General features: G+C 64.4%; 21 protein-coding genes and 2 pseudogenes. 14 read left to right on the plus strand and 9 right to left on the minus strand.

The genetic code is table 11. From position 1 onward, the window contains the following. Positions 1-3: 3 nt before the first annotated feature. Positions 4-690 (minus strand): LysR family substrate-binding domain-containing protein, encoded by a 687-nt coding sequence (locus C501_RS0102685; RefSeq protein WP_018134091.1) that lies wholly within the window; start codon positions 688-690, stop codon positions 4-6. Between the two features lie 161 nt (positions 691-851). Here C501_RS0102685 and C501_RS0102690 point away from each other — a divergent pair, with 161 nt between their 5' ends. The 4 genes from C501_RS0102690 (at position 852) to C501_RS12250 (ending at position 8,376) form a co-directional block, all read left to right on the plus strand. Further along, a complete protein-coding gene (locus C501_RS0102690) occupies positions 852-1,568 on the plus strand; it encodes a DUF4232 domain-containing protein (RefSeq protein WP_018134092.1) in 717 nt (238 codons plus the stop codon). Positions 1,569-1,654: 86 nt separating this feature from the next. Beyond that, on the plus strand, positions 1,655-6,514 hold the full coding sequence (locus C501_RS0102695; protein ID WP_018134093.1) for an ATP-dependent helicase: 4,860 nt from the start codon (positions 1,655-1,657) through the stop codon (positions 6,512-6,514). Positions 6,515-6,556: 42 nt separating this feature from the next. Then, complete coding sequence (locus C501_RS0102700; protein ID WP_018134094.1) at positions 6,557-7,372, plus strand: DNA-formamidopyrimidine glycosylase family protein; 816 nt, start codon at positions 6,557-6,559, stop codon at positions 7,370-7,372. Continuing rightward, a complete protein-coding gene (locus C501_RS12250; protein WP_018134095.1) occupies positions 7,372-8,376 on the plus strand; it encodes a pseudouridine synthase in 1,005 nt (334 codons plus the stop codon). The genes C501_RS0102700 and C501_RS12250 overlap by 1 nt, the downstream gene beginning before the upstream one ends. Here the strand turns inward: C501_RS12250 and C501_RS0102710 are convergent. Continuing rightward, a complete protein-coding gene (locus C501_RS0102710) occupies positions 8,329-8,637 on the minus strand; it encodes a hypothetical protein (RefSeq protein ID WP_018134096.1) in 309 nt (102 codons plus the stop codon). The genes C501_RS12250 and C501_RS0102710 overlap by 48 nt on opposite strands. Positions 8,638-8,696: 59 nt before the next feature. Between C501_RS0102710 and C501_RS12255 the strand changes: the two genes are divergently transcribed. After that, positions 8,697-9,569, plus strand: coding sequence for a DUF1684 domain-containing protein (locus C501_RS12255; protein WP_018134097.1), 873 nt, complete (start codon positions 8,697-8,699; stop codon positions 9,567-9,569). On the opposite strand, the gene C501_RS0102720 is transcribed toward C501_RS12255, so the two are convergent. Together C501_RS0102720 and C501_RS0102725 are read right to left on the minus strand one after the other, a co-directional pair. Further along, on the minus strand, positions 9,566-10,768 hold the full coding sequence (locus C501_RS0102720; protein WP_018134098.1) for an acyl-CoA dehydrogenase family protein: 1,203 nt from the start codon (positions 10,766-10,768) through the stop codon (positions 9,566-9,568). The genes C501_RS12255 and C501_RS0102720 overlap by 4 nt on opposite strands. Next, a complete protein-coding gene (locus C501_RS0102725) occupies positions 10,765-11,562 on the minus strand; it encodes a 3-hydroxyacyl-CoA dehydrogenase (RefSeq protein ID WP_018134099.1) in 798 nt (265 codons plus the stop codon). The genes C501_RS0102720 and C501_RS0102725 overlap by 4 nt, the downstream gene beginning before the upstream one ends. 202 nt (positions 11,563-11,764) lie before the next feature. On the opposite strand from C501_RS0102725, the gene C501_RS0102730 reads away from it, so the two are divergent. Next, entirely contained in the window at positions 11,765-12,850 is a 1,086-nt protein-coding gene (locus tag C501_RS0102730) for a glycoside hydrolase family 76 protein (RefSeq protein WP_018134100.1), read from the plus strand. 22 nt (positions 12,851-12,872) lie between these two features. Here the strand turns inward: C501_RS0102730 and C501_RS14805 are convergent. After that, positions 12,873-13,514 (minus strand): annotated as a pseudogene (locus C501_RS14805) (phosphatase PAP2 family protein); the annotation flags it as partial. Positions 13,515-13,619: 105 nt separating this feature from the next. Here C501_RS14805 and C501_RS0102740 point away from each other — a divergent pair. Continuing rightward, entirely contained in the window at positions 13,620-14,162 is a 543-nt protein-coding gene (locus tag C501_RS0102740) for an NUDIX hydrolase family protein (protein ID WP_018134102.1), read from the plus strand. A 4-nt stretch (positions 14,163-14,166) separates the two neighbouring features. Beyond that, a complete protein-coding gene (gene tgt / locus C501_RS0102745; RefSeq protein ID WP_018134103.1) occupies positions 14,167-15,441 on the plus strand; it encodes a tRNA guanosine(34) transglycosylase Tgt in 1,275 nt (424 codons plus the stop codon). Here tgt and C501_RS0102750 read toward each other — a convergent pair. Beyond that, positions 15,432-16,142 (minus strand): queuosine precursor transporter, encoded by a 711-nt coding sequence (locus tag C501_RS0102750; protein ID WP_043568008.1) that lies wholly within the window; start codon positions 16,140-16,142, stop codon positions 15,432-15,434. The two genes, tgt and C501_RS0102750, sit on opposite strands and share 10 nt — an antisense overlap. 759 nt (positions 16,143-16,901) lie before the next feature. On the opposite strand from C501_RS0102750, the gene C501_RS0102755 reads away from it, so the two are divergent. The 6 genes from C501_RS0102755 to C501_RS0102780 all read left to right on the plus strand — a co-directional run bounded on the left by C501_RS0102755 (position 16,902) and on the right by C501_RS0102780 (position 22,999). Beyond that, positions 16,902-17,948 carry a choice-of-anchor G family protein gene (locus tag C501_RS0102755; protein WP_018134105.1) on the plus strand — a complete coding sequence of 349 codons (1,047 nt, stop codon included), beginning with the start codon at positions 16,902-16,904 and terminating at the stop codon, positions 17,946-17,948. 9 nt (positions 17,949-17,957) lie between these two features. Continuing rightward, entirely contained in the window at positions 17,958-18,758 is an 801-nt protein-coding gene (locus tag C501_RS0102760; RefSeq protein ID WP_156807596.1) for a hypothetical protein, read from the plus strand. Next, on the plus strand, positions 18,755-19,477 hold the full coding sequence (locus C501_RS14215) for an LPXTG cell wall anchor domain-containing protein (protein ID WP_018134107.1): 723 nt from the start codon (positions 18,755-18,757) through the stop codon (positions 19,475-19,477). The genes C501_RS0102760 and C501_RS14215 overlap by 4 nt, the downstream gene beginning before the upstream one ends. Before the next feature lie 134 nt (positions 19,478-19,611). Further along, the gene (locus tag C501_RS0102770) at positions 19,612-20,421 is read left to right on the plus strand and encodes a DUF5819 family protein (RefSeq protein ID WP_211206328.1); all 810 of its coding nucleotides are present in this window, start codon (positions 19,612-19,614) and stop codon (positions 20,419-20,421) included. After that, complete coding sequence (locus tag C501_RS12265) at positions 20,418-21,539, plus strand: HTTM domain-containing protein (protein WP_018134109.1); 1,122 nt, start codon at positions 20,418-20,420, stop codon at positions 21,537-21,539. Before C501_RS0102770 ends, C501_RS12265 begins: the two co-directional genes overlap by 4 nt. Further along, entirely contained in the window at positions 21,536-22,999 is a 1,464-nt protein-coding gene (locus tag C501_RS0102780) for a phytoene desaturase family protein (RefSeq protein ID WP_018134110.1), read from the plus strand. Before C501_RS12265 ends, C501_RS0102780 begins: the two co-directional genes overlap by 4 nt. A 73-nt stretch (positions 23,000-23,072) precedes the next feature. On the opposite strand, the gene C501_RS14925 is transcribed toward C501_RS0102780, so the two are convergent. The 3 genes and pseudogenes from C501_RS14925 to C501_RS0102785 all read right to left on the minus strand — a co-directional run. Next, complete coding sequence (locus C501_RS14925) at positions 23,073-23,231, minus strand: LGFP repeat-containing protein (protein WP_425393273.1); 159 nt, start codon at positions 23,229-23,231, stop codon at positions 23,073-23,075. Further along, a pseudogene (locus tag C501_RS14930) lies at positions 23,205-23,348 on the minus strand (hypothetical protein); the annotation flags it as partial. The gene C501_RS14925 and the pseudogene C501_RS14930, both read right to left, overlap by 27 nt. 63 nt (positions 23,349-23,411) lie before the next feature. Continuing rightward, positions 23,412-23,667: integrase core domain-containing protein (locus tag C501_RS0102785; RefSeq protein WP_018133642.1), on the minus strand; the 256-nt coding region annotated here is incomplete at its 5' end.

Consider the following 23,667-nt stretch of genomic DNA (forward strand, 5'->3'; position numbering starts at 1 on the left):
GTCTCAGCGACCGCCGCGGGGCTTGCCGCGCGGTGCCTTCGGCCGCCGGGAGCGAGATGAGGGCTGCTGCCGCTGCGACTGCTTCTTCGGGTCTGATTTTTTCTGCTGCGGCTTTTTCGGTTCGGGCTTCTTCTGCGCTTGGCTGTCGGCTTGGGCGTTGCCCCGGGAGCTATTGGCCGTCCGGCCGCGGACGACGCCGATGAAGTCCTCGATCTCGGGCTCATCCCGGCCGGTCAACCAGGCCAGGGCGATGGAGTGCTCCGGGGCATCGGTCACCGGGCGGAAGCGCAGATCCCGGCGGTTCAGCTGCCGGGCATGTGATTGCGGAAGCAGGAGCAGGCCGGCCCCCGCCGCAATGAGATTCAGCTGCTGTCCGCTGAGCTCAGCGGATGGTTCGAGCCATTCCTCGTCCTCCAGCTCTGCCATGGTGAGTGCTTCGAAGGCGGTCAGCGGGTGGTCTTTAGGGGCGAGCACCACGGCGGGTTCGGGGTAGAGCGGGATCATCTGCAAGCCAGTGCGGTCCACCGGCGGGCGGACGAAGCAGAAATCCGCTTCTGCCTCCACCAGCACCCGGCGCTGTTCGGCCTCGGTCACCGCCTGCCCCGACAGGGGCGTCTGCGGGTACCGCTGCTGCCAGCGGTAGAACCATTTATCCGGAGTGACGCCGGGGACAAAGGCAACGCGCAGCACACTCAAGACTAACCCGCGCCAGTGGCTGGTACAGAGTAAGGACCAGCAAGACAAGAACGATTTCACTAGGCGCATCCGAAACGAGATGCCTAAAATCACAATCCGGCATCAGGAATCAATAACAGTTGACTGAGCGAAGCATTTGGAGGAACCCTGAGGAAATGAACACCATCCGCAGACTCCCCGCCGCTACGCGCAGACCCATCACTCTGACCGCCCTCAGCGCTCTGCTGGCCCTGGGCTTAGGGCTTTCCGGCTGTGCACCGGCGAACGATTCGGGATCTGATCAGGGAACTTCCAGCGCGAACAGCACCGCCACGAGCACCAGTACGGAAACGAACAGCTCTCCGGAAGCCAGTCAGAGCGAGTCCCCGGAGAGCACAGCACCCGCTACCAGCACCCCGGAAGGCTCCGGGGGTGACTCCGAGAACAACGGCGGCGGCCAGCCGCCGGCTGCTGCCGGCATCTGCACCGCCGGAATGCTGAACGGAACGCTTGAACCAGCCGGCAGCGGAGCAGGCCACAGCTACTTCAACCTCGTGGTGAACAATGTCTCCGGCACCACCTGCAGCATCGACGGCTACCCCGGGGTTTCCTTCGTGGGCAACGGCGATGGCACCCAGCTGGGCACTCCGGCGGACCGGGATCCGGCCAGAGCCTCATCCGGCCCGGTTACCCTGGCACCGGGGGACACTGCCCAGGCAGGGCTCGCTTACACCCGGGCGGAGAATTACCAGAACTGCAACCGGCTCAACAGCGACGGGCTGCGGATCTATCCGCCGAGCGCCACCGACGCTCTTTTCGTCCCCTACCAGCTCACCGCCTGCAGCAACCAGGGAGTCGTGCTGTTGACGATCGGCGCGTTCCAGGCCCGCTGACCCCGAGCTGGCGGCCGCATAGAACCACTGACTGCGCCCTGGGCTCGTATTACTTTACTCGCAGATTGTCGGCGTAAGGGTGGAGGATGGAGAGCGTGGACGCCTCTGCCTCCGAGCCTTTCAACACGGATCTGTTCGATACAGACCAATTCGACACAGACCAATTCAGCGCGCCCACCCGCCGCTGGTTCGATGGCGCCTTCCCGGGGCCCACCGCAGCTCAGGCCGAAGCCTGGGCGGCCATCGCCTCGGGTGAGGACACCTTGGTCATCGCCCCGACCGGCTCGGGTAAAACGCTCGCCGCTTTCCTCTGGTCGCTCGATTCGCTCATCTCAGCACCACCAGCAGAAACAAGCGGCACCAAAGTGCTGTACATCTCCCCGCTCAAGGCACTCGGCGTAGATGTGGAAAGGAATCTCCGGGCACCACTCACCGGGCTCACGCATCACGCCATTCAGCTGGACCTGCCAGCACCGCAGATCAGCGTGGGCATCCGCAGCGGGGATACTCCTCCCGCAGAACGTCGGCGGCTACAGGCCCATCCGCCGGACATTCTGATCACCACCCCCGAATCGCTTTTCCTCATGCTCACCTCCAAAGCCCGGGAGACCCTGAGCTCGGTAGGCACCGTGATCGTGGATGAAGTGCACGCCCTCGCCGGGAGCAAACGCGGCGCGCACCTGGCGCTCTCCCTGGAACGCCTGGACGCCATGACCGGCACCCAGCACGGCCCGGGAAGCACTCAGCGGGCGCAACGCATCGGCCTCTCCGCAACGGTCGAGCCGGCGCAGAACGTGGCTCGCTTCCTTTCCGGGCAGGCACCATGCCGTATCGTCTCCCCAGCTTCGGCGAAGACCTGGGATCTGAGTATCAATGTTCCGGTACCGGATATGACGGACCTGCCCGCGGCAAGCGCGGCGCATGACCCGGAGCCCGGCTCTGACACAGCGCCCGAAGCCTCCATCTGGCCTCATGTCGAAGAGCAGATCGTGGACAGAGTCCTGGCCAACCGCTCCAGCATCATCTTCGTCAACTCGCGCCGACTGGCGGAGCGGCTCACCGGACGGCTCAATGACATTTATGCGCAGCGTCTCGGTGCGGTTCGGGAAACCCCCGCAGCGCAAGCGCCACGGCCCGCCGAGATCATGGCCCAGGCAGGGGTGACCAGCACTCTTGACGCCACTGACGCCGCAGTTCCAGTGCTGGCCAAAGCGCATCACGGGTCCGTGTCCAAGGAACAACGGGCAGTCATCGAGGACGACCTCAAAAGCGGCCGGCTGCGCTGTGTGGTGGCCACATCGAGCCTGGAACTCGGGATCGACATGGGCCTGGTGGACCTCGTGATCCAGGTCGAGTCCCCGCCCAGCGTAGCGAGCGGCCTGCAGCGGGTGGGCCGGGCGGGTCATCAAGTCGGGGAAGTCTCCCAGGGGGCGCTGTTCCCCAAGCATCGCTCGGATCTGCTGCATTCCGCCGTCACCGTGGAGCGCATGCTCGCCGGGCGGATCGAGCCGCTGCGGATCCCGGCCAACCCCCTGGACATCCTGGCTCAGCAGACCGTGGCCGCGGCCGCATTGGAACAGATCGATGTCGATGAGTGGTTCGGCAGGGTACGCCGCGCGGCACCTTTCGCGAACCTTCCGCGCTCCGCTTTCGATGCCACGCTGGATCTGCTCTCCGGGCGCTACCCTTCGGACGAGTTCGCGGAGCTGCGGCCGCGAATCGTCTGGGACCGCAACGCCGGGACCATCACCGGCCGGCCCGGAGCGCAACGGCTGGCCGTCACCTCCGGCGGGACAATCCCGGACCGCGGTCTCTTCGGCGTGTACCTGGCCGGTTCCGAAGACGTCGGTACCAAGGCCTCGCGGCGCGTCGGCGAGCTGGACGAAGAGATGGTGTACGAATCCCGAGTGGGCGATGTCTTCGCACTCGGCGCGACCAGCTGGCGGATCCAGGAGATCACGCATGACCGAGTGCTGGTCACCCCGGCCTACGGGCAGCCGGGAAAGCTGCCGTTCTGGAAAGGCGACTCCGCGGGCCGGCCGGTGGAACTGGGCCGGGCGCTAGGGGCGTTTCTGCGGGAGATCGCCGCCGCTGAGCCGGAACGCGCCAGGAACCGGCTGGCCAGCAGCGGGCTGGATGGGTACGCCATCGATAATCTGCTCGGCTATCTTGAGGAGCAGCGCCAGGTCAGCGGGGTGATCCCTGATGACCGGACCCTGGTGATCGAGCGCTTCACCGATGAACTGGGCGACTGGCGAGTGGTGCTGCACAGCCCTTTCGGCATGCCGGTGCACGCTCCCTGGGCTCTTGCGGTGGGCGCTCGGCTGCAGGAGCGTTACGGCTTCGACGGCTCGGCGATGGCCGCTGACGACGGCATCGTGCTCCGCATTCCGCGGATGGATGACACCCCGCCGGGTGCCGAGCTCTTCGCCTTCGACCCCGACGAGCTCGAAGCGATCGTCACCGCGCAGGTGGGCGGGTCCGCGCTTTTCGCTTCGCGCTTCCGGGAGTGCGCGGCCCGTGCGCTCCTGCTGCCCCGGCAGAACCCGGCCAAGCGCTCACCGCTGTGGCAGCAGCGGCAGCGCTCCGCCCAGCTGCTCGATATCGCCCGTAAATACCCGAGCTTCCCGATCATCCTGGAGACCGTGCGGGAGTGCCTGCAGGATGTCTACGACCTTCCCGCATTGCGCCAGATCAGCCAGGACCTGCAGAATCGCGCGCTCCGGATGGTTGAAACCGACACCGCCCAGCCCTCGCCCTTCTCGCGCTCCCTGCTCTTCGGCTATGTCGCCAGTTTCCTCTACGAGGGAGACTCACCACTGGCCGAGCGGCGGGCGGCGGCGCTCTCCCTGGACCCGGCGCTGCTGAACGATCTGCTGGGCCGGGCCGAGCTGCGCGAGCTCCTCGATGCCGGCGTGATCCAGGAAATCGAAGCCGAGTTGCAGTACCGCGCCCCGGGCCGCCGGATCCGCGATGCGGAAGGCTTAGCGGATCTTCTGCGCGCCCTGGGCCCGCTGAGTCTGGAGCAGATCGCGGAGCGGATGGCACCGGGCTCAGCAGAATCCGACCCTATGAAACTAGCCGCACAGGCTGCCGCCGAACTGCACGGCGCGCATCGGGCCTTCTACACCCGGGTAGCCGGCCAGGATGCAGTGGCTGCTATCGAAGATGCCGCCCGGCTCCGAGATGCCCTGGGCGTGCCGCCGCCGTTGGGAGTCCCCACGGCGTTCCTGGAAGCGGTTCCGGACCCGGTGGGCGACCTCGTCTCCCGATACGCCCGGACGCACGGCCCCTTTGTGGCCCAAGATGTTGCGAGTCAGTTGGGGCTCGGCATCGCGGTGGTCAGTACCGCCCTGGAACGACTGCTCGCGGATGGCCGGGTAGTCCAGGGCGAGTTCCGGCCCGTCGAGCTGGCCCAGCGTGAATCAGGGCTCGAATGGTGCGACAGGCAAGTACTGGGGCGGATCCGGCAGCGCTCCCTGGCCGCTCTGCGGGCCGAAGTGGAACCCGTGGACCAGGCGAGCTACGCGCGCTTCTTAGCCCAGTGGCAGCACCTGGAAGCCTCCAATGCCCCGGTGCTGCGGGGGCATGACGGGGTGCTCACGGTCATCGATCAGCTGGCCGGAGCGAGCATGCCCGCATCAGCGGTCGAGCCGCTCATCCTCGGCGGCCGGATCCGCGGATACTCACCGGCCCTGCTGGATGAGCTCATGGCGGCCGGGGAGGTGCTCTGGGCCGGGCACGGCGACCTAACGGGCAACGACGGCTGGATCAGCCTGCATTTGAGCGAATCGGCGGCACTGACCTTGCCGCCTGCGGGAGCAGAACCACCGTCATCGTTGCGCCCGGAGTCCGAGGCCGGCCATGGTTTACATAACCTAGCGGACCGCATCCTGGAGTTCTTCGGCCACGGCGGCGCGTACTTCTATCCGCAGCTCCATGCGGAACTGACCTCCAGGGAGCTCGCGGCTACGGCGCCTACAGCGGCGGAGATCAGCGCTGCTATCTGGGAGCTGGTCTGGGCCGGCAAGCTCAGCAATGACACCTTCGGCCCGGTCCGCTCCCTGCTGGCCGGCGGTCATACCGCGCATCGCAGCTCCGGCCGCACGCCGAGAGCCCGGCCCGGTGGTCGCGGAGCCCGGATACCCCGGGGCCGTTACGCCGGGCTGAGCCGCCCGGATCAGGCATCCGCTACCCCGCCGGTGCTGAGCGGGCGGTGGAGCCTGCTGCCACCGGCCGGAGCCGTCGCGGGGCTGAGCGATACCGAGCGCGCTCACGCCATGGCCGAACTTATGCTGGACCGCTACGGAGTGGTCACTCACGGCTCCGTGATGGCCGAAGGGCTGCCCGGCGGCTTCGCGCTCATGTACCGGGTGCTCTCCCGGCTCGAAGAACAAGGGCGCTGCCGGCGCGGCTACTTCATCGAAAAACTAGGGGCCGCGCAATTCGCGGTCCCGGCTACCGTGGATCGGTTACGGGGGGTGAGCGCAGATCTGGATACCTGTAAACGGCCGTACCGGGCCGTGGCGCTGGCCGCCACTGACCCGGCCAATCCTTATGGCGCTGCGCTGCCCTGGCCCGCACTGAAGGATTCTCCAGGAACCACCGGCCACCGGCCGGGGCGGAAAGCCGGGGCGCTGGTGATCCTGGTCGATGGGGAGCTGGTGCTCTACTCCGAGCGGGGAGGTAAAACCATGCTGCATTTCCCGGCGGCCGAGCCCTCGCTGGAAGCGGACCTTCTGCCGCCCGGAAGCTCCAGAGTGGACCCCAAGGACCGCGCGGCCGCCGAGGCTCTGGTCGCTCTGGTGCAGCGCGGGGCCGCAGAGCGGCTGGCCATCGAGAAAGTCAACGGCGCTCCCGTGCTGGGCACTGCCCTGGCCGAGGCCCTGCTCGCAGCGGGTGCCTACTCCACGCCCAAGAGGATCAGCATCCGGACGAGGCCATGAGCCCGGCCCCGAGAACACAGACAATAACGCAGAGGAGGGCAGGTGCCTGAAGGCGATACCGTCTGGTTGCAAGCCCAGCGGCTGAACTCCGCGCTCGGCGGCGAGCAGCTGATGGGCTGTGATCTGCGCGTGCCACGATTCGCCACAACCGACCTGAGCGGCTGCCAGGTTACCGCCGCCCGCTCCCGGGGCAAGCATCTGCTCATCGAATGCACCGGTGGTGTTCTAGGAGACAGCACCGCACTCATTCACTCGCACCTGAAAATGGGTGGTATCTGGCAGTTCTACCCCCGGCAGGGGGCCGGTTCGCGCTGGCGTCGACCGGCCCATACCGCACGGGCTGTGCTGACGACCGCTGATACCGTTGCGGTCGGCTTCTCTCTCGGAATTCTGGAGGTACTGTCCCCTGCCGAAGCCGCAGAGCGCCTCTCCGGGCTGGGCCCGGATCTTCTGGGCCCGGACTGGGACGCCGCGGAAGCAGTGCGCCGGCTCGCAGCTCAGCCTGGGCGCCCCCTCGGCCAGGCGCTTTTGGATCAGCGGAATCTCGCCGGAATAGGCAATATCTACCGCAATGAGCTCTGCTTCCTCGCTGGGCTGCGCTCCAGCAGCCCGGTAGTCGAGGCGGATCTGCTCCGGTTGGTAAAGCAGGCCCGGCGATTGCTGGAAGCGAATAAGCGACGCACTCAGCGCATAACGACCGGCCTGCCGGGCCTGGTGGCCGATGAACGCAGCTGGGTCTACGGCCGGGCGAACCGGCCCTGCCATCGCTGCGGCACCTTGATTCATCAAACCGAGGAAGCGGGCCGCCCACTGTATTCCTGCCCGCGCTGCCAGCCAAAGCCTAAACTGGTGGGGTGATGGAATCCCCGCTGCCGGTGCGGCACGGCGTCAACGCCACCCGGCTCCGGCTGCCAGCCGATGGGCCTTGGCAGACCATTCTGGAATACGTTCTGGAACGCTTCGGGCACGTGGATCCCGAGGGAATCGTCAGCAGATTCGCTCGCGGCGAGGTCCGCGGAGTCGGCGGCACGGTGATCGATGCCGGGACTCCGCTGGGCGAACACGCCTTCCTCTGGTACTACCGGGAATTACCACAAGAGCAGCCCATCCCTTTCCAGCTTCAGCTGCTGCATCGGGATGAGCATCTGATCGTCGTGGATAAACCGCATTTCCTGCCGACCACTCCGGGCGGCCGGTACCTCGCCGAATCCGCGCTGATCCGGCTGCGGCGAGCCCTGGATCTGCCCGAGCTGGTGCCGATCCACCGGCTGGACAGAATGACCGCCGGCGTCCTGCTCTTCGCCGCGAATCCGGAGACCAGAGGCAAGTATCAGCTGCTTTTCGAGCGCCGTCAGGTGCATAAGCAGTACGAGGCCATCGCCCCCGTGCGCTCCGATCTCGGCCTGCCCTTGACCATCGCGACCCGGATGCAGAAAAGCCGGGATTACCTGCTGAGCAGGCATCTTCCGGGAGCCCCGAACACCCGGACCGGGATCGAGCTGGTGCAGCGCTGGGCTAGCTCAGGGCCGGGAGCAGAGGCAGAGCCTGGGGCGGAGCTAGGGCTGTACCGGCTGACCCCGTACACCGGCAAAACCCATCAGCTGCGGCTGCATATGGCATTCCTCGGCCTGGGAATCCGGAATGACCCCTTCTACCCGGTGCTTCTGGACGAATCCCCGGATGACTACAACCGGCCGCTGCAGCTCCTGGCCCGCAGCCTCGAGTTCCGCGATCCGATCAGCGGCCGCGAGGTGCAGTTCCGCAGCGGGCTGAAACTTATGGAACAACCGGAGCTTTCGAAATCGCCGGAGCCCTCAGCCGATCAGCAGCCACCGGCCGCGTTGCCTGCGCAGAGTACGTAACCGGCCGGTATGCGCTATGGCGGCTACGGCGTGCTGCATCTGCGCCGATACCCGCTGCGCTTCCTGATTCTCTTCCCCCTCGCTGCTCGGCTCCACCAGGAAGCGCACCGTGATCGTGGGAACCCCAGCGGGCACATCGAGGGATTTCGCCTCGACCAAATGCTCTTCGGATACCGCCGCGGTCGCGGTATCCATGACCGCTTCCGGATCATGACCAGGGCGTAGGCCGGTGATCTGCAGGGCTGCGCGGTAGGAAGGCATCCTCCTAGTCTGCCGTACGGCACCCACCAGCACGGCGCGATAGCCGCTACTCTGGGCCTGTGGCCGAAGCAGAATCACCCCAGCAAGAACAAGAGCAAAAGCAGAGCCAGCAGCAGTGGTCCGCTTTCCGCGCCGAACGAGACCGCAGCCTCCCTGCCCCACATGGCTGGCTGAGCCTCACCTCTTTCCAATGGCTGCCGGCGGACTTCGCATCGTTGGAACTCGTTGCCGGGCTCTGGCGGCAGCATGAGGGCCGCGCGGAAGTCAGGTTCCGGGCAGAGGAAGGGCTCCTGCCACTGGGCCGGGATACCGCTGAACCCGGGCGGGAGGGCAGCACGACGCAGACCAGAACAGCAACAGCCTCGCTGGCCGAAGACGAATCCCTGGAATGGTTCCGCTACGGCACGATCGTGATCGAGCTCGTGCTGCGCGGCGGCCGGTACGGCATCAGGACCAGGGATTCGGCAGCAGCTCTGCTCCGTGACTTCACGCAGGTGCCGGTTTTCCCTTACCAGCAGGAATGGGCACTCACCGGGCAGTACCGCGCTTATCCGGAGCCAGTTCTGCGCGAGATCGGCACCGCACACGAGCTCGTCCCGGCGCAGGCCGAATTCTGCGGGGAGCTCACCCTGTGGCTCCCTGAGGAATCAGGACGCCCCGGCGCGGAGGTTGCATTGCTCGCTCAGCCGGGAAGTGACGGCGGCCTGCTGATCAACTTCGGCGATGCCAGCAACGGGGCCGAAACCGCGGGCTGGCGGTACCTGCGAACAGCGGCTCCGGAGGCTGATGGCAGTGCCGCCATCGTCACCGTCGATTTCAACTATGCGCTCAACTGGCCCAGCGGGTTCACGCCCTTCGGCACCTGCCCACGGCCAGTTCCGGAGAATATCCTCGATGCACCGGTACGGGCCGGAGAACGGCTGATGCGCTAGACGATCGCGCTGAGCCCCGTGATCGCGCGCCCCACGATGAGCGTGTTGATCTCATAGGAGCCCTCGTAGGTGTACATCGCCTCGGCATCGGCGAAGCACTTGGCCATCCGGTAATCGGTCACGATGCCGTTGCCGCCCAGCAGCGCCCGGCCCAGGGCCACGGTCTCCCGCATTCTTTCCGTGGTCACGGCCTTGGCGAGAGCCACCTGGTCCATGGAGATCTCAGCCGGCGGCAGCATGGTCAGCTGGGCAATCAATGCCATGGAGGACATCGCATTGCCGAGCATTTTCACCAGCTGCGCCTGGACCAGCTGGAACGATGCCAGCGGGCGGCCGAACTGCTGACGTTCTATGACGTATTGCCGGGCGATATCGAAAGCGCCCAGCTGAGCGCCTACGGCCTGCCAGGCCACCATCATCCGGGAACCCTGCAGCAGCACCTTGGTGTCGTGAAAAGAGTCGATTCCGGCGAAGCGATCCGCCTCTTCGACCCGGACGTCCGTCAGCTCGATAAGAGCGTTCTGCACCGTGCGCAGGGCGATCTTGTGCTCGATCTTGCTGCGCCGGACCCCGGGCAGGCTGGTATCCAGGATGAACCCGCGCACTGAACCATCGGATTCGTCCTGAGCCCAGAGCAGCAGGTAATCGCAGAAGGTGCCGTTGCCGATCCAGCGTTTAGCCCCGTTGAGCACCCATTCGTCGCCTTCCCGCCGTGCCGTGGTATCCATGCCTCCGGCGACATCCGAGCCGTGCTCGGGCTCGGTGAGCCCGAAGGCGCCCGTGGTGCGCAGGGCCAGGGCATCGGCGAGGTAGCGCTCCCGCTGCGAGTCGCTGCCGAAACGGTACAGCGATTCGACGAAGAGGTCGTGATGCACCATGAAGAACGTGGCGACAGATGCATCCACTCGGGTCATCTCCGCGATGACCAACCCCGCGAACAAGGGGCTGTACCCTTGCTGCAGCGGCGTGGTCAGGCCCAGCCCGGCAAGATCCGGCAGGATCTGGGACGGGAATTCGGCGTCATTCCACCACTGGATGCAGAAGGGGTCGACATGCTCGGTCAGAAAAGCCCGCTGCTCGGCGAGCTTACGCTGTTCGAAACCGTTGAGCCGGGACTCGAACTGATAGAAATCAGCACCGGGTAAATCAGCACCGGGCACATCAGATAGATCAGCGCCGGGAAGCACCGGGGTGCTCATCGGGGCTGCATCCGGATCGCCCCGTCCAGGCGAATGGTTTCGCCGTTGAGCATGTCATTGCTCACGATATGCGCTACCAGCGCCGCATACTCTTCGGGCTCCCCCAGCCGGGAGGGGAAGGGGACCTGAACAGCCAGGGAGTCCTGCGCGGCCTGGGGCAGGCCCGACATCATCGGGGTAGCGAAGATTCCTGGGGCGACGGTCATCACTCGGATCCCCGAGCGCGCCAGTTCCCGCGCGATCGGCAAGGTCATCGCGGCTACTGCGCCTTTGGAGGCCGCATAGGCCGCCTGGCCGATCTGCCCGTCGAAGGCGGCCACCGAGGCGGTGTTGACGATCACCCCGCGATGCTCGCTGCCATGCTGATCCGGTAACGGCTCCTGGGTGGCGATCATCTCCGCACCGAGTCGGATGACGTTGAAAGTGCCGATCAGGTTGACCTGGAGAACCCGGCTGAAGTCCTGCAGCGGCAGGACGCCGGTTTTGCCCAGAACCTTCCCCGGCGTACCGATCCCGGCGCAGTTCACCAGGATCCGCAGGGCGCCAAGGCTGGCAGCTACGCTGAGTGCATCCTTGGTCTGAACTTCATCAGTGACATCAGCGGCGGCGAAGGCGGCGCTTCCGGGCCGCCGCGCATTCAGCTCATCGGCGAGCTCGGCACCTCGGGACGCTGGTAGATCAACGATGACGACTGCCGCACCGTCGGCATGCAGGCGCCGGGCGGTGGCCGCGCCGAGCCCTGAGGCTCCGCCGGTGACCATCGCTACCGTTGCCGGTGTGCTCGTGAGCTCCATGGCTCCTCCTCATTGAGATTGAGACAATGTTCCAGAAGTTCTGGCAGCCGCCTGATGTTAATGAATACTAATTGGAATCCGGCAGCTGAGAAGCCCCTGCCCGCAGAAACTTGTCCGAAGAACTCCGGCACGCCCGCAACACCCCGGCTGTCGCTGCCCGATTCGGCGCAGCCCCGGCGTCCTGCGGGCATAGTCTGGATGGGTGCAGCAATCCAGGACCTCGGCCGCGGAATGGGCTCGCCGTGCCGCCATCGCAGAGAATGCCGTGAACCATCGCTTCGGGCACCGGGTGCTGGGGCTTCCCAACACCTGGCTCGGCCGGACCAGTGCCGGAGCAGCTGGCCTCACAACCAGGCTCCGGGAGTGGAACTATTGGTGGCAGGCCCATTACCTGGACTGTCTGATCGATGCGCAATGGCGCCGAAGTATTGCCGGAGAAGCCGTGGACCTCAGCCGGGCGCGTGCACTGCTGCGTGGTATCAGGCTGCGGAACTTCTTCGTGCTAGTCAACAGTTTCTACGACGATATGGCCTGGCTGGCCCTCGCCGTGGACCGGGCGCAGCAGCTTTCCCGGGCCGCCCGCGGCCGCGATTTCCGGGGCTCCCGCCGCGTGCACCGAAGCCTGGGCAGACAACTGCACCAAGCCCTGAGCGATGAACTGGGCGGCGGCATCTACTGGTCGAAGAAACGCGATTACAAGAACACCGCGGCCAATGGGCCGGCAGCGCTGTACTTCGCCAGAACCGGCGATGAAGAGCGCGCTCAGGAGATCCTCGACTGGCTGCATGAGCGGTTATGGGATGCGGAACCGGGTGTCTATGTCGATGGCCTTCACCTGCGCCAGGATGGTCCGGAACGGGAGGGCACGGTCTGGAGCTACAACCAGGGGCCCGTGCTCGGAGCACTGCTGGAGCTGGCCGATCATGCGGGCAACCTGGAACGAGCGGCTGAACTGATCGCGGGCATCTCCTCCGGACTCACCGAGAACGGAATGGTCCGTTTGCACGGCGACGGGGATCGTGGCCTGTTCACCGGAATCCTGCTGCGATACCTCGCCTTGGCTGCCCGGCATGACGGACTGCCCGAGCCGAGCCGCGCCCTAGCGCATCAGCTGGTGCTGAGCACCGCGGAACAGCTCTGGACCTCTGGCTCGGCGCAGAATGTGTTCACGGAGGATCTTCAGCTGAGTGCGGCGAAGTGCTTTCCGCCGGGGCGCCCGGTGGGGCTGTCCGGTCAGCTTCAGGCGTGGATGGCCTTCGAGTCAGCCCATCGGCTGCAGCTGGTCTGAATCTGTCCGCGATCACCACTAAACCCATGATGGCCACCGCCAGGAAGCCTGATGCAGCGAGATCCGAAAGCCAGTGATAACCCAGGTAAAGCCGACTGATGGCGACCAGGGCGGTGCCGATGATGGCGCCGGCGATCAGCCAGAAGGCCCGGGCCCGAGTGCTTGTGCGACTGAGCAGCAGATAGGCGAGGGCGGCGAAGAACACCGCGGCGGCGAGCGCGTGACCGGAGGGGAAGGACGGGCTGCCCAAGGGGCCTAGCAGCATCTCCGCACTGGGCGGCCGGTGCCGTTGCACAGCGTGTTTGAGCGAGGTGGAGACTGCTACGACGGTGAGCATGGCCAGCGCCAGTAGCAGCGGGCGCCACCATTGCCTGCCGAGGAAGCCCCACGCGAGAGTCACCACGATCACGATGAGTGTCAGCCAGAACGGGGCCGCCGCGGTGGTGATGATCGCCAGTACCGCAGTGAGCCAGGGCGTCCGGAGGCTGATCGCCCAGGCGTGTGCGGAAGGGTCCAAGGCAGAGAGCCCGGTGCCGTTGCGCATGGTGTCCAGAACCCAGAGGAAACCGGCCACTCCGAAGATCACGAGCAGCACTGGCACCCGCAGCCGGGCGATCACAGTGCGTTCCGGTCCGCGTAGAGTGGGAGAAGGGCTGATGGGCATCACCGTCGATTCTCCTCGCTTTAGCTGAGCGAGGGCTATGCGGCACACCGTTCATTCAGGCCGGGATCCTTCGCATGCTGACCGGAATCAGGTAAAACTAAGACCATGGCTGTTCGCACCCCGGATCCGTACCCTGGCTGGCTCTCCGATGAGGATCTCTATGAAGCGCGGAGCCGCTTGCCCATGGTCTATGTCGAGGCCGTGCCGGTACGGCTGGATCCACTCGGATTCGTCACGGAGGTAGGCCTGCTGCTCCAGGTCGACGATGACGGCTCGATGATCCGATCACTGGTCTCCGGCCGGGTGCTCTACCGGGAAACCGTCCGGGCTGCGCTGCTGCGGCACCTGGAGAAAGATCTTGGGCCGCTGGCCCTGCCGCAATTGCCGATCAGCCCGGTGCCTTTCACGGTGGCCGAATACTTCCCTTCGCCTTCGCAGACCGGGTTGACCGATGAGCGCCAACACGCAGTGGCGCTGGCTTATGTGATTCCGGTGACCGGGGAATGCAATCCCCGCCAAGATGCCCTGGAGCTCACCTGGATGAGCCCACAGGATGTACTCAGCCCCTTCGTGCAGGGAGAGTTCGCCGGCGGACGGGGCGAGCTGGTGCGCCAGGCCCTGGCCTTCAGCGGCGTTCGGGGGGACTAGCCGGGTGATTGCAGGAGATTTCAGGTTCCGCGTCGGTACCAGGCTCCGGGAGAGCGGTTCGGGCAGCGAGGCCGAGTTGCTGGGCAGAACCGGCACTATCAGCACCCCGCATGGCATCATCCAGACCCCGGCCTTCGTTCCCGTGGGCACCAAGGCTACGGTCAAAGCCGTGCTTCCCGAGTCCATGGCCGAGGTGGGCTCACAGGCGCTGCTCGCCAACGCCTATCATCTCTACCTGCAGCCGGGCCCGGATATCGTCGATGAAGCCGGCGGCCTCGGCTCTTTCATGAACTGGCCGGGGCCGACCTTCACCGACTCGGGCGGCTTCCAGGTGATGAGCCTGGGCTCGGGGTTCAAGAAAATCATCGATATGGGCGCGGCAGCCACGGCCGGGGATGGCGCGGTGGCGCCGGGGCGCGAGCGCCTGGCACATATCGACGATGACGGCGTGTGGTTTAAGTCCCATCTGGATGGCAGCCGGCATCGTTTCAGCCCGGAAGTCTCCATGCAGGTGCAGCATCAACTCGGCGCCGATGTCATGTTCGCTTTCGATGAGCTGACCACCTTGCATAACTCCCGGGGCTATCAGGAAGAAGCCCTGGAGCGCACCAGGCTCTGGGCCGAGCGCTGCCTGGTGGAGCACGACAGGCTCACCGTGGAGCGCTCCGAGAAGCCGTATCAGGCGCTTTTCGGGGTGATCCAGGGAGCGCAATACGAAGATCTCCGGCGCAAAGCCTGCCGTGATCTCGCCGCGATGGCGGTTCCGGCGGAAACTGCCACTTCCGGCGAGCAGGGGCGCAGCTTCGACGGCTTCGGGCTGGGTGGAGCTCTGGAGAAGCAAAATCTGGGCACCATCGTGCGCTGGTGCTGCGAAGAGCTGCCGGAAGACAAACCGAAGCACTTGCTGGGCATCTCCGAACCGGATGATATCTTCACCGCCATTGAGAACGGCGCGGACACTTTCGATTGCGTCTCGCCCACCCGGGTGGCCCGGAACTCGGCCTTCTACACCCCCCGGGGCCGGAAGAACCTTTCCAACGCCAGGTACAAAAGGGACTTCGCCCCGCTCATGGACGGCTGCGACTGCTACACCTGCACGCATTACACCAGAGCCTATATTCACCACCTGTACCGGGCGAAGGAGATGGTCTCCGCGACGCTCATCTCGATCCATAACGAGCGTTTCGTGATCCGACTGGTCGATCAGGCTCGGGAGGCCATCACCGCGGGAGATTTCGCCGACTACAAAGCCGAAACCCTGGGCGCTTACTACGGTTGAGTCGAAGGCGGGGTGCTTGCAACCTCTGCCGCATAACCTGGTTCCCGGCGTTTGATCCAGCCGATGAACACCGCGGTCACCGGGATGAGGGCATATTGCAGGGTCACCTTGTACACGAAGCCGACAATCAAGTAGTTAAGGAAATCCGGTGCCCCGGTGATCCCGATCACGGGGGCGGCGACAGCGCAGAAGATCAGCGTGTCCACGAACTGGCCCAACCCCGAGGAGCCCAGCAGCCGCAGCCATAGGCGCCGTTCGCCCTGACGCGCTTTGAGTCGCACCACGATCTGCGAGTTGATGAGCTGACCGGCCAGGAACGCCAGCAGGGATCCCAGCACGAGCTGCGGCACCGGGCCGAGGACGGTTTCTAACGCAGCTTGCTTCTCCCGGCCGAACTCGTCGTCGAACCCCGGCAGGATGATGATGATCCAGTAGCAGACCGAGGCGAAAGCCGACATGGCGAATGACGTCAGAATGGCCTTGCGCGCCGCCTTGAAGCCGTAGACCTCGCTGATCACATCACCGAGGATGTAGGCGAAAGGGAAGAGGAAGAACCCGCCATCGGTGATGATGGGGCCGAACTGCACGCCCTTGGCTGCCCCGATGCCGGAGAGCACCACGATCACCGCCATGGTCGCCAGGAGAACCCCGTAGTAGCGGCTTCCGAGTTCAGCGAACCTCGGGGTCGTCTTGGTGTTCACCCTGTACCGCGCCTCATTTCCCTGATTCGTGAGTGCTATGCGCCGCAAGAGCGCCGGCTGCCATTCTACCGAGCGGCTCACGATTCGGAGCCCCGATTTCGGAGCCCCGATTTCGGAGCCCCGGGAAAATATACCGTCCGCGCTTCCCTTGGGCAGCACCGACCGGATCTCTTGTATAAAGCAGCCGGATATATATTTATTAGCCTATCGGTTAATAATTAACGCCCCGTATAGCTGGGTGGCCATAAAAGATATTTAGAAAATTTCAGACCACCGCGAAAAATTATTAGTACTCGTAAGTAACCTGATTCGAGCCGTCTGAGAGCGAACCCCTGGCAGCAGTCTTCGAGGCTCCGGAACCCTGATTCCCAAACACTCGAACCCTTCAAATATCAATGATTCCAGTGACCCAAGTCACTTTTCGGGCCTGGCTCCGGCCCACTGATTGAACGCCGAAAAATACCATTGGCCGAAATTTATAACCGATCGTCGCGACTCAGAACTTTGCTGTCTCAAATGTTTTCTTAACTTCGTTGCCAGCATTATTCATCAGGAATAGTCTGGCAACGGGTCTGCCCCGGGTTTGGTTGACAGTTGGGGTCAGGTGTGCTCTATGGCCTGTCGCACGTATCAAGGACCGGAATGCAGGTCGTCAAGTTTCTTGGCTATGCGGAATTCTCGGATGAGGCATAACGAGTGATGCGGCGGGCGCTGGACCATGGAGTACCTAGAACTGCACGATAGATTCGAGGGAAGAACGTGAATGTATTCCAACGGCGCCGACCGCGCAGTACCATCCCAGCAGGCGGTTTAGCCGCCAAAGTCCTCGGAGGCGCTTTAGCCGCCTCCCTTATCGCACTGCCACTCGCAGGACCGGCTCATGCCATTGAGACCCCTACCGGTGACCCTTCAGAAGCACGGGGTTCCATCGTGGGTGCTTTCCTGGGCGGCTCGGCCATTGCCGAAGCCGGAGTCACCTCGGCTAGTTTCCCCACGAAACCGGGCCCTGACTTCCAGCCGATCTACCTTGAGGTGTTCGGCGGCAAAGCCATCCAGCTCCCCAATATCAGCATCCCGCTGCTCAAGGACGGCGATCAGCCCGGTCTGTTAGATATCGGCGGCAGCGTCGGAGCGCTGAACTCCTACTCCAAAGCTGCTGATGGAAGAGCGAACGCCGCTGCGGGTGCCGTGAGCTCAGACGGCTCAGTCACCCCGACCAATCCACAGGACCCCAGCAGCAATGGCAATGCCAAGATCGATCTGCGCGTCCTGCTCGATCAGCTCAAGATCGACGTCGCTCATCAGCTGGTCAGCGCGGCTGAGGTCGACGCCAACTCCCTATCCACGAGCATCAAGGTGACTGAGGGCGGTACGCCAGAGACCAGCTACGACTTCGCTGATGCTCACGCGCGGCTTCAGGTTCCGCCGGTCGGCACCATCATCGGTGGCGTCACCGGAGGCCTCGGCCCGGTCAAGGACACGGTGACCGCCGCTCTGGGAAGCAACGGTGCTATCACCACCGCTCTCCAGACCGCGGTCAACGCGATCAACCTCGATCTTGGCGTAGCCAAGCTCAAGACCACCGGAAGCACGGTCACGTTCTCCGGCATCGACGATGCCTTCAACGCCCTGACCGCGAGCCTGCCGACGACCATTAAGAGCAAGAACGGTGCGGTCACCCTAGACCTCAACACCGGTCTGGCCGATGTCGACATCGCCAAGCTCTACAAAGGCGCCGATGCCACTGATCTGAACGGGCTCCCCCCGAACACCGACATCCTGGACAGCAAAATGGTCCAGGACTAGCTCGGTGGCGTGTCAGATGTGGCCGACGCCATCGTCGACAAGCTCAACACGGGCTTCAAGGATGCCCTGCTGAATAACGTCAAGGTGACCATCAAAGCCACCGCCGAAGCTTCCGTAGCCACGGTGACCGCCACGACCGGCTTCGAGGTCTCCGGCACCTTGGCGCAGGTCACTGGAGTGGCCGGGGCCGGGGATCCGGTGATCACCGCCCAGGACATCTCGCTCAAGCCGCCGCTCTTGCCGGCCGTGAACATTCCTTCATCTGTTGTGGTGAACGCACTCAAGCCAGTGCTCGTGACCCCGCTGAAAACGGCGCTGGGAACTCCTCTGGACGCTCTGCTGAACCAGATCACCGCTCCGGGTGGTCCTATCACCACCATCGTGAAGGGTGTCACTGATCCGATTCTGGCCGCTGTAGAACCAGTCTTCATGGCTTTCCAGCAGGCAGCTCGGCTCATCATCAACGACCAGCCGACCCTTGAGGGACGGCCCGCTGATATCGCCAGCCCGAAGGCTTACACCGTCCGGGCGCTCACCGCGGTCCTGTTCCCGGGCGGCCTGCCCGGCGGCGGAACGCCTTTCGCTCAGGTTCCCGACCCGCGCGACGGTCTAGCCCGGGTCAGCATCTCCTCCTCGACGGTATTCGCTGACGCTGCCGCAGCCGCTCCGACGATCACCGCGGCTCCGGCTTCGGTGCAGGACGGCAAGAGCACAAGTGTCACCGGTGAGGGCTTCGACCCTGCTGGTGGTCCTGTTTCGGTGCAACTGAACGACGCTGACGGCCAGCCCGTGGCGATCCGGTTTCGGTGACCCCGAACAGCGACGGCACCCTGCCCGCCACCGATCTGCCGGTACCCGCCGGCACTCCAGCAGGCGAGTACACGGTGGTTGGAACTCAGGGCAGCATGACGGCTGAGGCGCCTTACACGGTTGATCCAGGTCCGGGCCCCGGCACGAACCCGACCGCGTCCAACCCGACCGCGTCCAACCCGACCGCGTCCAACCCGACCGCGTCCAACCCGACCGCGTCCAACCCGACCCTGGTGGCCGTGCCGTCGCAGGTGAAGCCGGGTGAGAAGGCTACGATCGCTGGTAACGGCTGGCCCGCATCGGTCACGGTCACCCTGCGGTTGAACGACCCGTCAGGTGCCGTAGTGGGAGATTGGGCAAAGGTTCAGACCGATGCCAACGGCAACGTGCCCTTCACCACGCTGACCGTGCCGCTGGACCTGCCGGCTCAGACACTCACGGTTACGGGGATGACGGATGACGGCATCTCTGCCATGACACCGCTCGCGGTGCTCGACGCAGCTGATCCCGGCACGGGAGGCAACACAGCTGGTAACTCCACCTCTGGCGGAGCGACCAACGACGGTGCCACCGCTGGCAGCGTGCGCGGCAGCAGCACGGGTAGCTCGCTGGCAGCTACCGGTGCCGAGACAGCGATCCCGCTCGGCCTCGCTGCACTCGCCTTGATCGGAGGGGCCGCAGCACTGGTCTTCTCCCGGTCACGGCGCAGCAAGGCCTGATGAACCGCCCGTCTTTGATGGGCCTATAAATGAATAGCTGGTGGCGTGTCTGTCTCCCCCTCGGCAGACACGCCACCAGTGCCTTAAGCTTCAGAAAAAGCTTCAGAAACACTCTGTGCGGAAAGAATGACATGGTGAAAGAATCCTCACCGTCTCAGGCGGCAGCGTTGCCACCCGGTGATACCAAACGACCACTCGGTGCCCGGATCTTCCTCGCTGTCCTGGCGATGGTCCTCGGCTGGCATGTTTTTGCCACCTTCGTCTGGGGCAGCGGAAATCTGCCCGTCCAGAACGCGGTGGGCACACAGAACCTCAGCTCCTATATGCTGCCGATGTTCAATCAGGCATGGAACGTATTCGCGCCGGATCCGGAATTCGTCGATGCCCGGGTGCTCTTCAGGGCTACCCTGCGGGATCGGCAAACCGGGGCGGAGCGGGTCAGCGAATTCGTGAATATCAGCCAGCACGATATCGACTCATCAATTCGCTCGCACCCCATCCCCTCCAAACTCCTCATCTCCAGCTTCGGGCTGGCAGCCACGTATTCCGGAGATTTCGCAACCCTGTCTGCGGAACAGAAAAAGATCTTCGGCCAAAATTTCGATGGCGAGGACTGGCCCCAGCAGCTGATAGACCACCTGGCGCAGGCGCCGGACGCCAAGGCTTCCGGGGCGTATACCGGAATGGCGCGTACTGATCAGGCGCTCGTAATGCTATCGACGAATATCGCCCAGGCCCTCTGGCCGGAAGAAGAGATCATCTCGGTCCAGACTCAGCACACTCAGCAGAACGTGCCAAACTTCGAAGATCGCGGTACGGATAAGCGAGCCACCCCCAGCGTGATTACTTCAGGGTGGCGCAGCCCGTTACCGAGCCCTGGCATTGACCTTCAGGTGTATCGCGATTATGTTCAGGGAATGCCGACTCAAGGGGCCTCACGATGAACGCCCCGCAGCCCCCCACGGAGCAGCTCAATCCCTGGCCGGAGCTAGTAGCCAGAACCAAAGACCTCTATTACCGCCTGGAGCGTTGGCTCCTCGACGGCAAGCGGGCGAGTTACGGCGTGAGCATGGCCCGGATTCTCTACGGACTCATCGCGGTGCTCTTCGTCGTGACGAACTTCGGGCCCCGGAATGTGCTGTGGGGCAGCGGCGCGCAGTGGGCCGAGCCCTTGCGCTGGAATTCGATCTGGGGCCCGCCCTTCACGTTCTACACCCCGGATGACGGCACCGTGTTGTTCACCCTGAAATTCCTGCTCCTCGGGCTCGCCGGGCTGAGCCTCATGGTGGGGTTCTTGAGCCGCACCTCAGCCATCGTGGTGCTCTATCTCATGACCAGCCTGGTGAACTCGAACCCCGCGGTCACCGACGCTCAGGACAATGCTTACCGGATCATGCTCCTGCTGTTCTGCTTCACCGACTGGTCTCAGCATTGGTCCGTCGACGCCTGGCGCCGCCGCCGCCGGGCGCTCGCCGGAAAGCGGCCGTATCCGCTTTCCGCGGAGCGGCTCCTGCCTTCCTGGGTTCCGGCGGGTATTCATAATGTCGCCCTGATCGCCATCGCCTATCAGCTGTTCACCATCTACGCCATCGCCGGGCTCGCCAAGCTCGCGGGGGACACTTGGCGATCCGGTACCGCAGTGTACTTCCCCCTGGCCTCCGACCGGTTCAATATCTGGCCCTGGCTGAACGAGATGCTCTACAGCAATGGCGTGATGGTCGGGCTAGTGACCTTCTTCTCAGTGGCGATCCAGATCGCCTTCCCGCTGATGCTCCTGCAGCGCTGGACCAGGATCATCGGCTTGCTGGGCATTAGCGCCATGCATTTGATGATCGGCGTGGTCATGGGTCTGGGTCTGTTCTCCTTGGCGATGGTGGCCGCCGATGTCATCTTCATCCGGAATCGCAGCTATCAGTGGGCCGAGCGGAAACTGCGCGCGATCTGGGCCCGGCTCCGGGAAACCAGAATGCCGCCGGCTCAGGAACAGAAACCGGGTAAGAGTAACGGCGAAGGCAAGAGTAAAGACAAGAGCAAAGCCGGCTTAGCGGGGGTCTCTAGGTGAGCGGAACCGATGCCATTGTCGTCGGTGCCGGCCCCAATGGGCTGGCCGCTGCGGTGACCCTGGCCCGTGCCGGGCTCGAGGTGGAACTGTATGAAGCCCGGGACACTCCGGGCGGGGGTACCCGCACCGAGCAGCTGATCGAACCAGGCCACTGGCACGATGCCTGCTCCGCAGTGCACCCCATGGCTTTTGCTTCGCCGTTTTTCGCCGAGTTCGGTTTGGCGGAGCGGATCGACTGGTTCGTGCCGGAGATCTCTTATGGTCACCCGCTGGATGGCGGCCGGGCGGCCCTGGCCTACCACGACCTGGAGCGGACCGTAGCTAACCTGGGCAGGGACGGCAGGGCCTATCGGCGACTGCTCGGCCCACTCATCCGGCACAGCGAAGAAGTCCTGGATGTCTCCATGCATCCGCTGCTTCGCCGGCCAGATGCTCTAGTGCGACTCTTCCCGGCGCTTCTCGCTTTAGGGCTCGGCACCGCCTGGCAAGGCACCCCTGCCTGGAATCTGGGCTTCCGGGGCGAGGCCGCCCCGGCACTGCTGAGCGGAGCTGCGGCACATACCGTGACCCCGCAGCCGCGCCCGGCCACGGCAGCCGCGGGGCTCGTCCTGAGCCATCTGGCTCATACCGTCGGCTGGCCGATCCCACGGGGCGGTTCGCAGCAGATCACCCAGGCGTTGCTCGCCGACTTCACCGCCCATGGTGGCCGTCTCCACCTCGGCAGTCCGGTCACCGCCTTGGCCGATTTGCCGCAGGCCAGAGCGAGGCTACTGGATATCGCGCCTACCGCACTGGCAGAGCTGACTCCGGGCCAGCTGCGCACCGGCTACCTGAAGTCGCTGAACCGGTTCGAGTACGGGAACGCCGCCTGCAAGGTGGACTTCATTCTTTCCGGGCCCATCCCCTGGCAGTACACGGAACTGAGCGGGGCGGGGACCGTGCATGTCGCCGGGGCCCGGGCGGAGGTCGCCGCCGCGGAGGCCCAGGTGGCGCGGGGGCAGCATCCGGAGCGGCCTTATGTTCTGGTCTCCCAACCGAGCCGCTTCGATTCTGGCCGGGCGCCTGCCGGGCGGGAGATCGTGTGGTCTTACTGTCACGTCCCGGCGGGCTCGGATAGGGATATGAGCGCCGCGATGATCGCGCAGATCGAGCGCTTCGCACCGGGCTTCCGGGATCTCATCGTGGGATTCCGGGTGACTCCGGCGGCGGAACTATCGAAGTACAACGCCAACTACCCGGGCGGGGACTTCGGCACCGGGCGGGTTGATCTTCGCCAGCTCCTCGCCCGGCCGGTACTCAGCCCCACACCCTGGCAGACTCCGCTACCGGGTACCTACCTGTGCTCTGCAGGCACGGCTCCGGGGCCGGGTGTGCACGGCATGGCCGGCCTGCAAGCAGCCGAGCTGGCACTCAAGGAAGTCTTCGGCTTACCGCGGCCTAGCCTGGCGCCGGGTGAGTAATTCTTGACAGGGAGACAGCATTGCGGGGCAACACTAGTTGGTGTTACCCCGCAATGCTGTCAGGAGTTAGTTCTTATTTATATTGAATCCGAGTACCTTGACCAGCCTTGTAGAAGATGGTTCCGCCTTCATAGGTCTGATAAGCCTCGCCCGGTGCCGGGTAAATTTCATCACTGGTGGGGTAGCCTAGACGTCCATTCTCGTAATTCTGATTGGCCCATTCCGCTCTGATACCTCCCTGACTTAAGAAAGCTTCTTTAGTAGGGGTCAGAATTATCGATGTCGGGCCGGAAGGCAACCCCTGGAAGTTCGCATAGCAACCACCATTACGCAGACCGCAGATAACGTTCGAGGTCGGGTAACGGTACTCGGGTCTGTCCCGGGTTTGGTTGACAGTTGGGGTTTGGGGTGATCAGGCCGCTTTCGCGTCCGTGTAGATCGTCTCAAACTCTACGGGAGTGAGTTTGCCGAGGCCGCGTTGCCGGCGTCTTCGGTTGTACTTCGTTTCGATCCAGGAAACGATCGCGAGGCGGAGGTCAGCGCGAGTGTTCCAGCATCTCGTGTTGAGCACGTTCTTCTGAAGCAGGCTGAAGAAACTCTCCATGCTCGCGTTATCGCCAGCTCCGTAGGACCGGCCCATGGAGCCGATAAGGCCGTTGTTCTTCAGG

Origin of the sequence: Acaricomes phytoseiuli DSM 14247 (assembly GCF_000376245.1) — a bacterium.
GTDB lineage: Bacteria > Actinomycetota > Actinomycetes > Actinomycetales > Micrococcaceae > Renibacterium > Renibacterium phytoseiuli.

Coding starts and splice junctions, on each gene's coding strand:
- C501_RS0102690 (WP_018134092.1), top strand. CDS start 852: ATGAACACCATCCGCAGACTCCCCGCCGCTACGCGCAGACCCATCACT.
- C501_RS0102695 (WP_018134093.1), top strand. CDS start 1,655: ATGGAGAGCGTGGACGCCTCTGCCTCCGAGCCTTTCAACACGGATCTG.
- C501_RS12250 (WP_018134095.1), top strand. CDS start 7,372: ATGGAATCCCCGCTGCCGGTGCGGCACGGCGTCAACGCCACCCGGCTC.
- C501_RS0102710 (WP_018134096.1), bottom strand. CDS start 8,637: ATGCCTTCCTACCGCGCAGCCCTGCAGATCACCGGCCTACGCCCTGGT.
- C501_RS0102720 (WP_018134098.1), bottom strand. CDS start 10,768: ATGAGCACCCCGGTGCTTCCCGGCGCTGATCTATCTGATGTGCCCGGT.
- C501_RS0102725 (WP_018134099.1), bottom strand. CDS start 11,562: ATGGAGCTCACGAGCACACCGGCAACGGTAGCGATGGTCACCGGCGGA.
- C501_RS0102740 (WP_018134102.1), top strand. CDS start 13,620: ATGGCTGTTCGCACCCCGGATCCGTACCCTGGCTGGCTCTCCGATGAG.
- C501_RS12265 (WP_018134109.1), top strand. CDS start 20,418: ATGAACGCCCCGCAGCCCCCCACGGAGCAGCTCAATCCCTGGCCGGAG.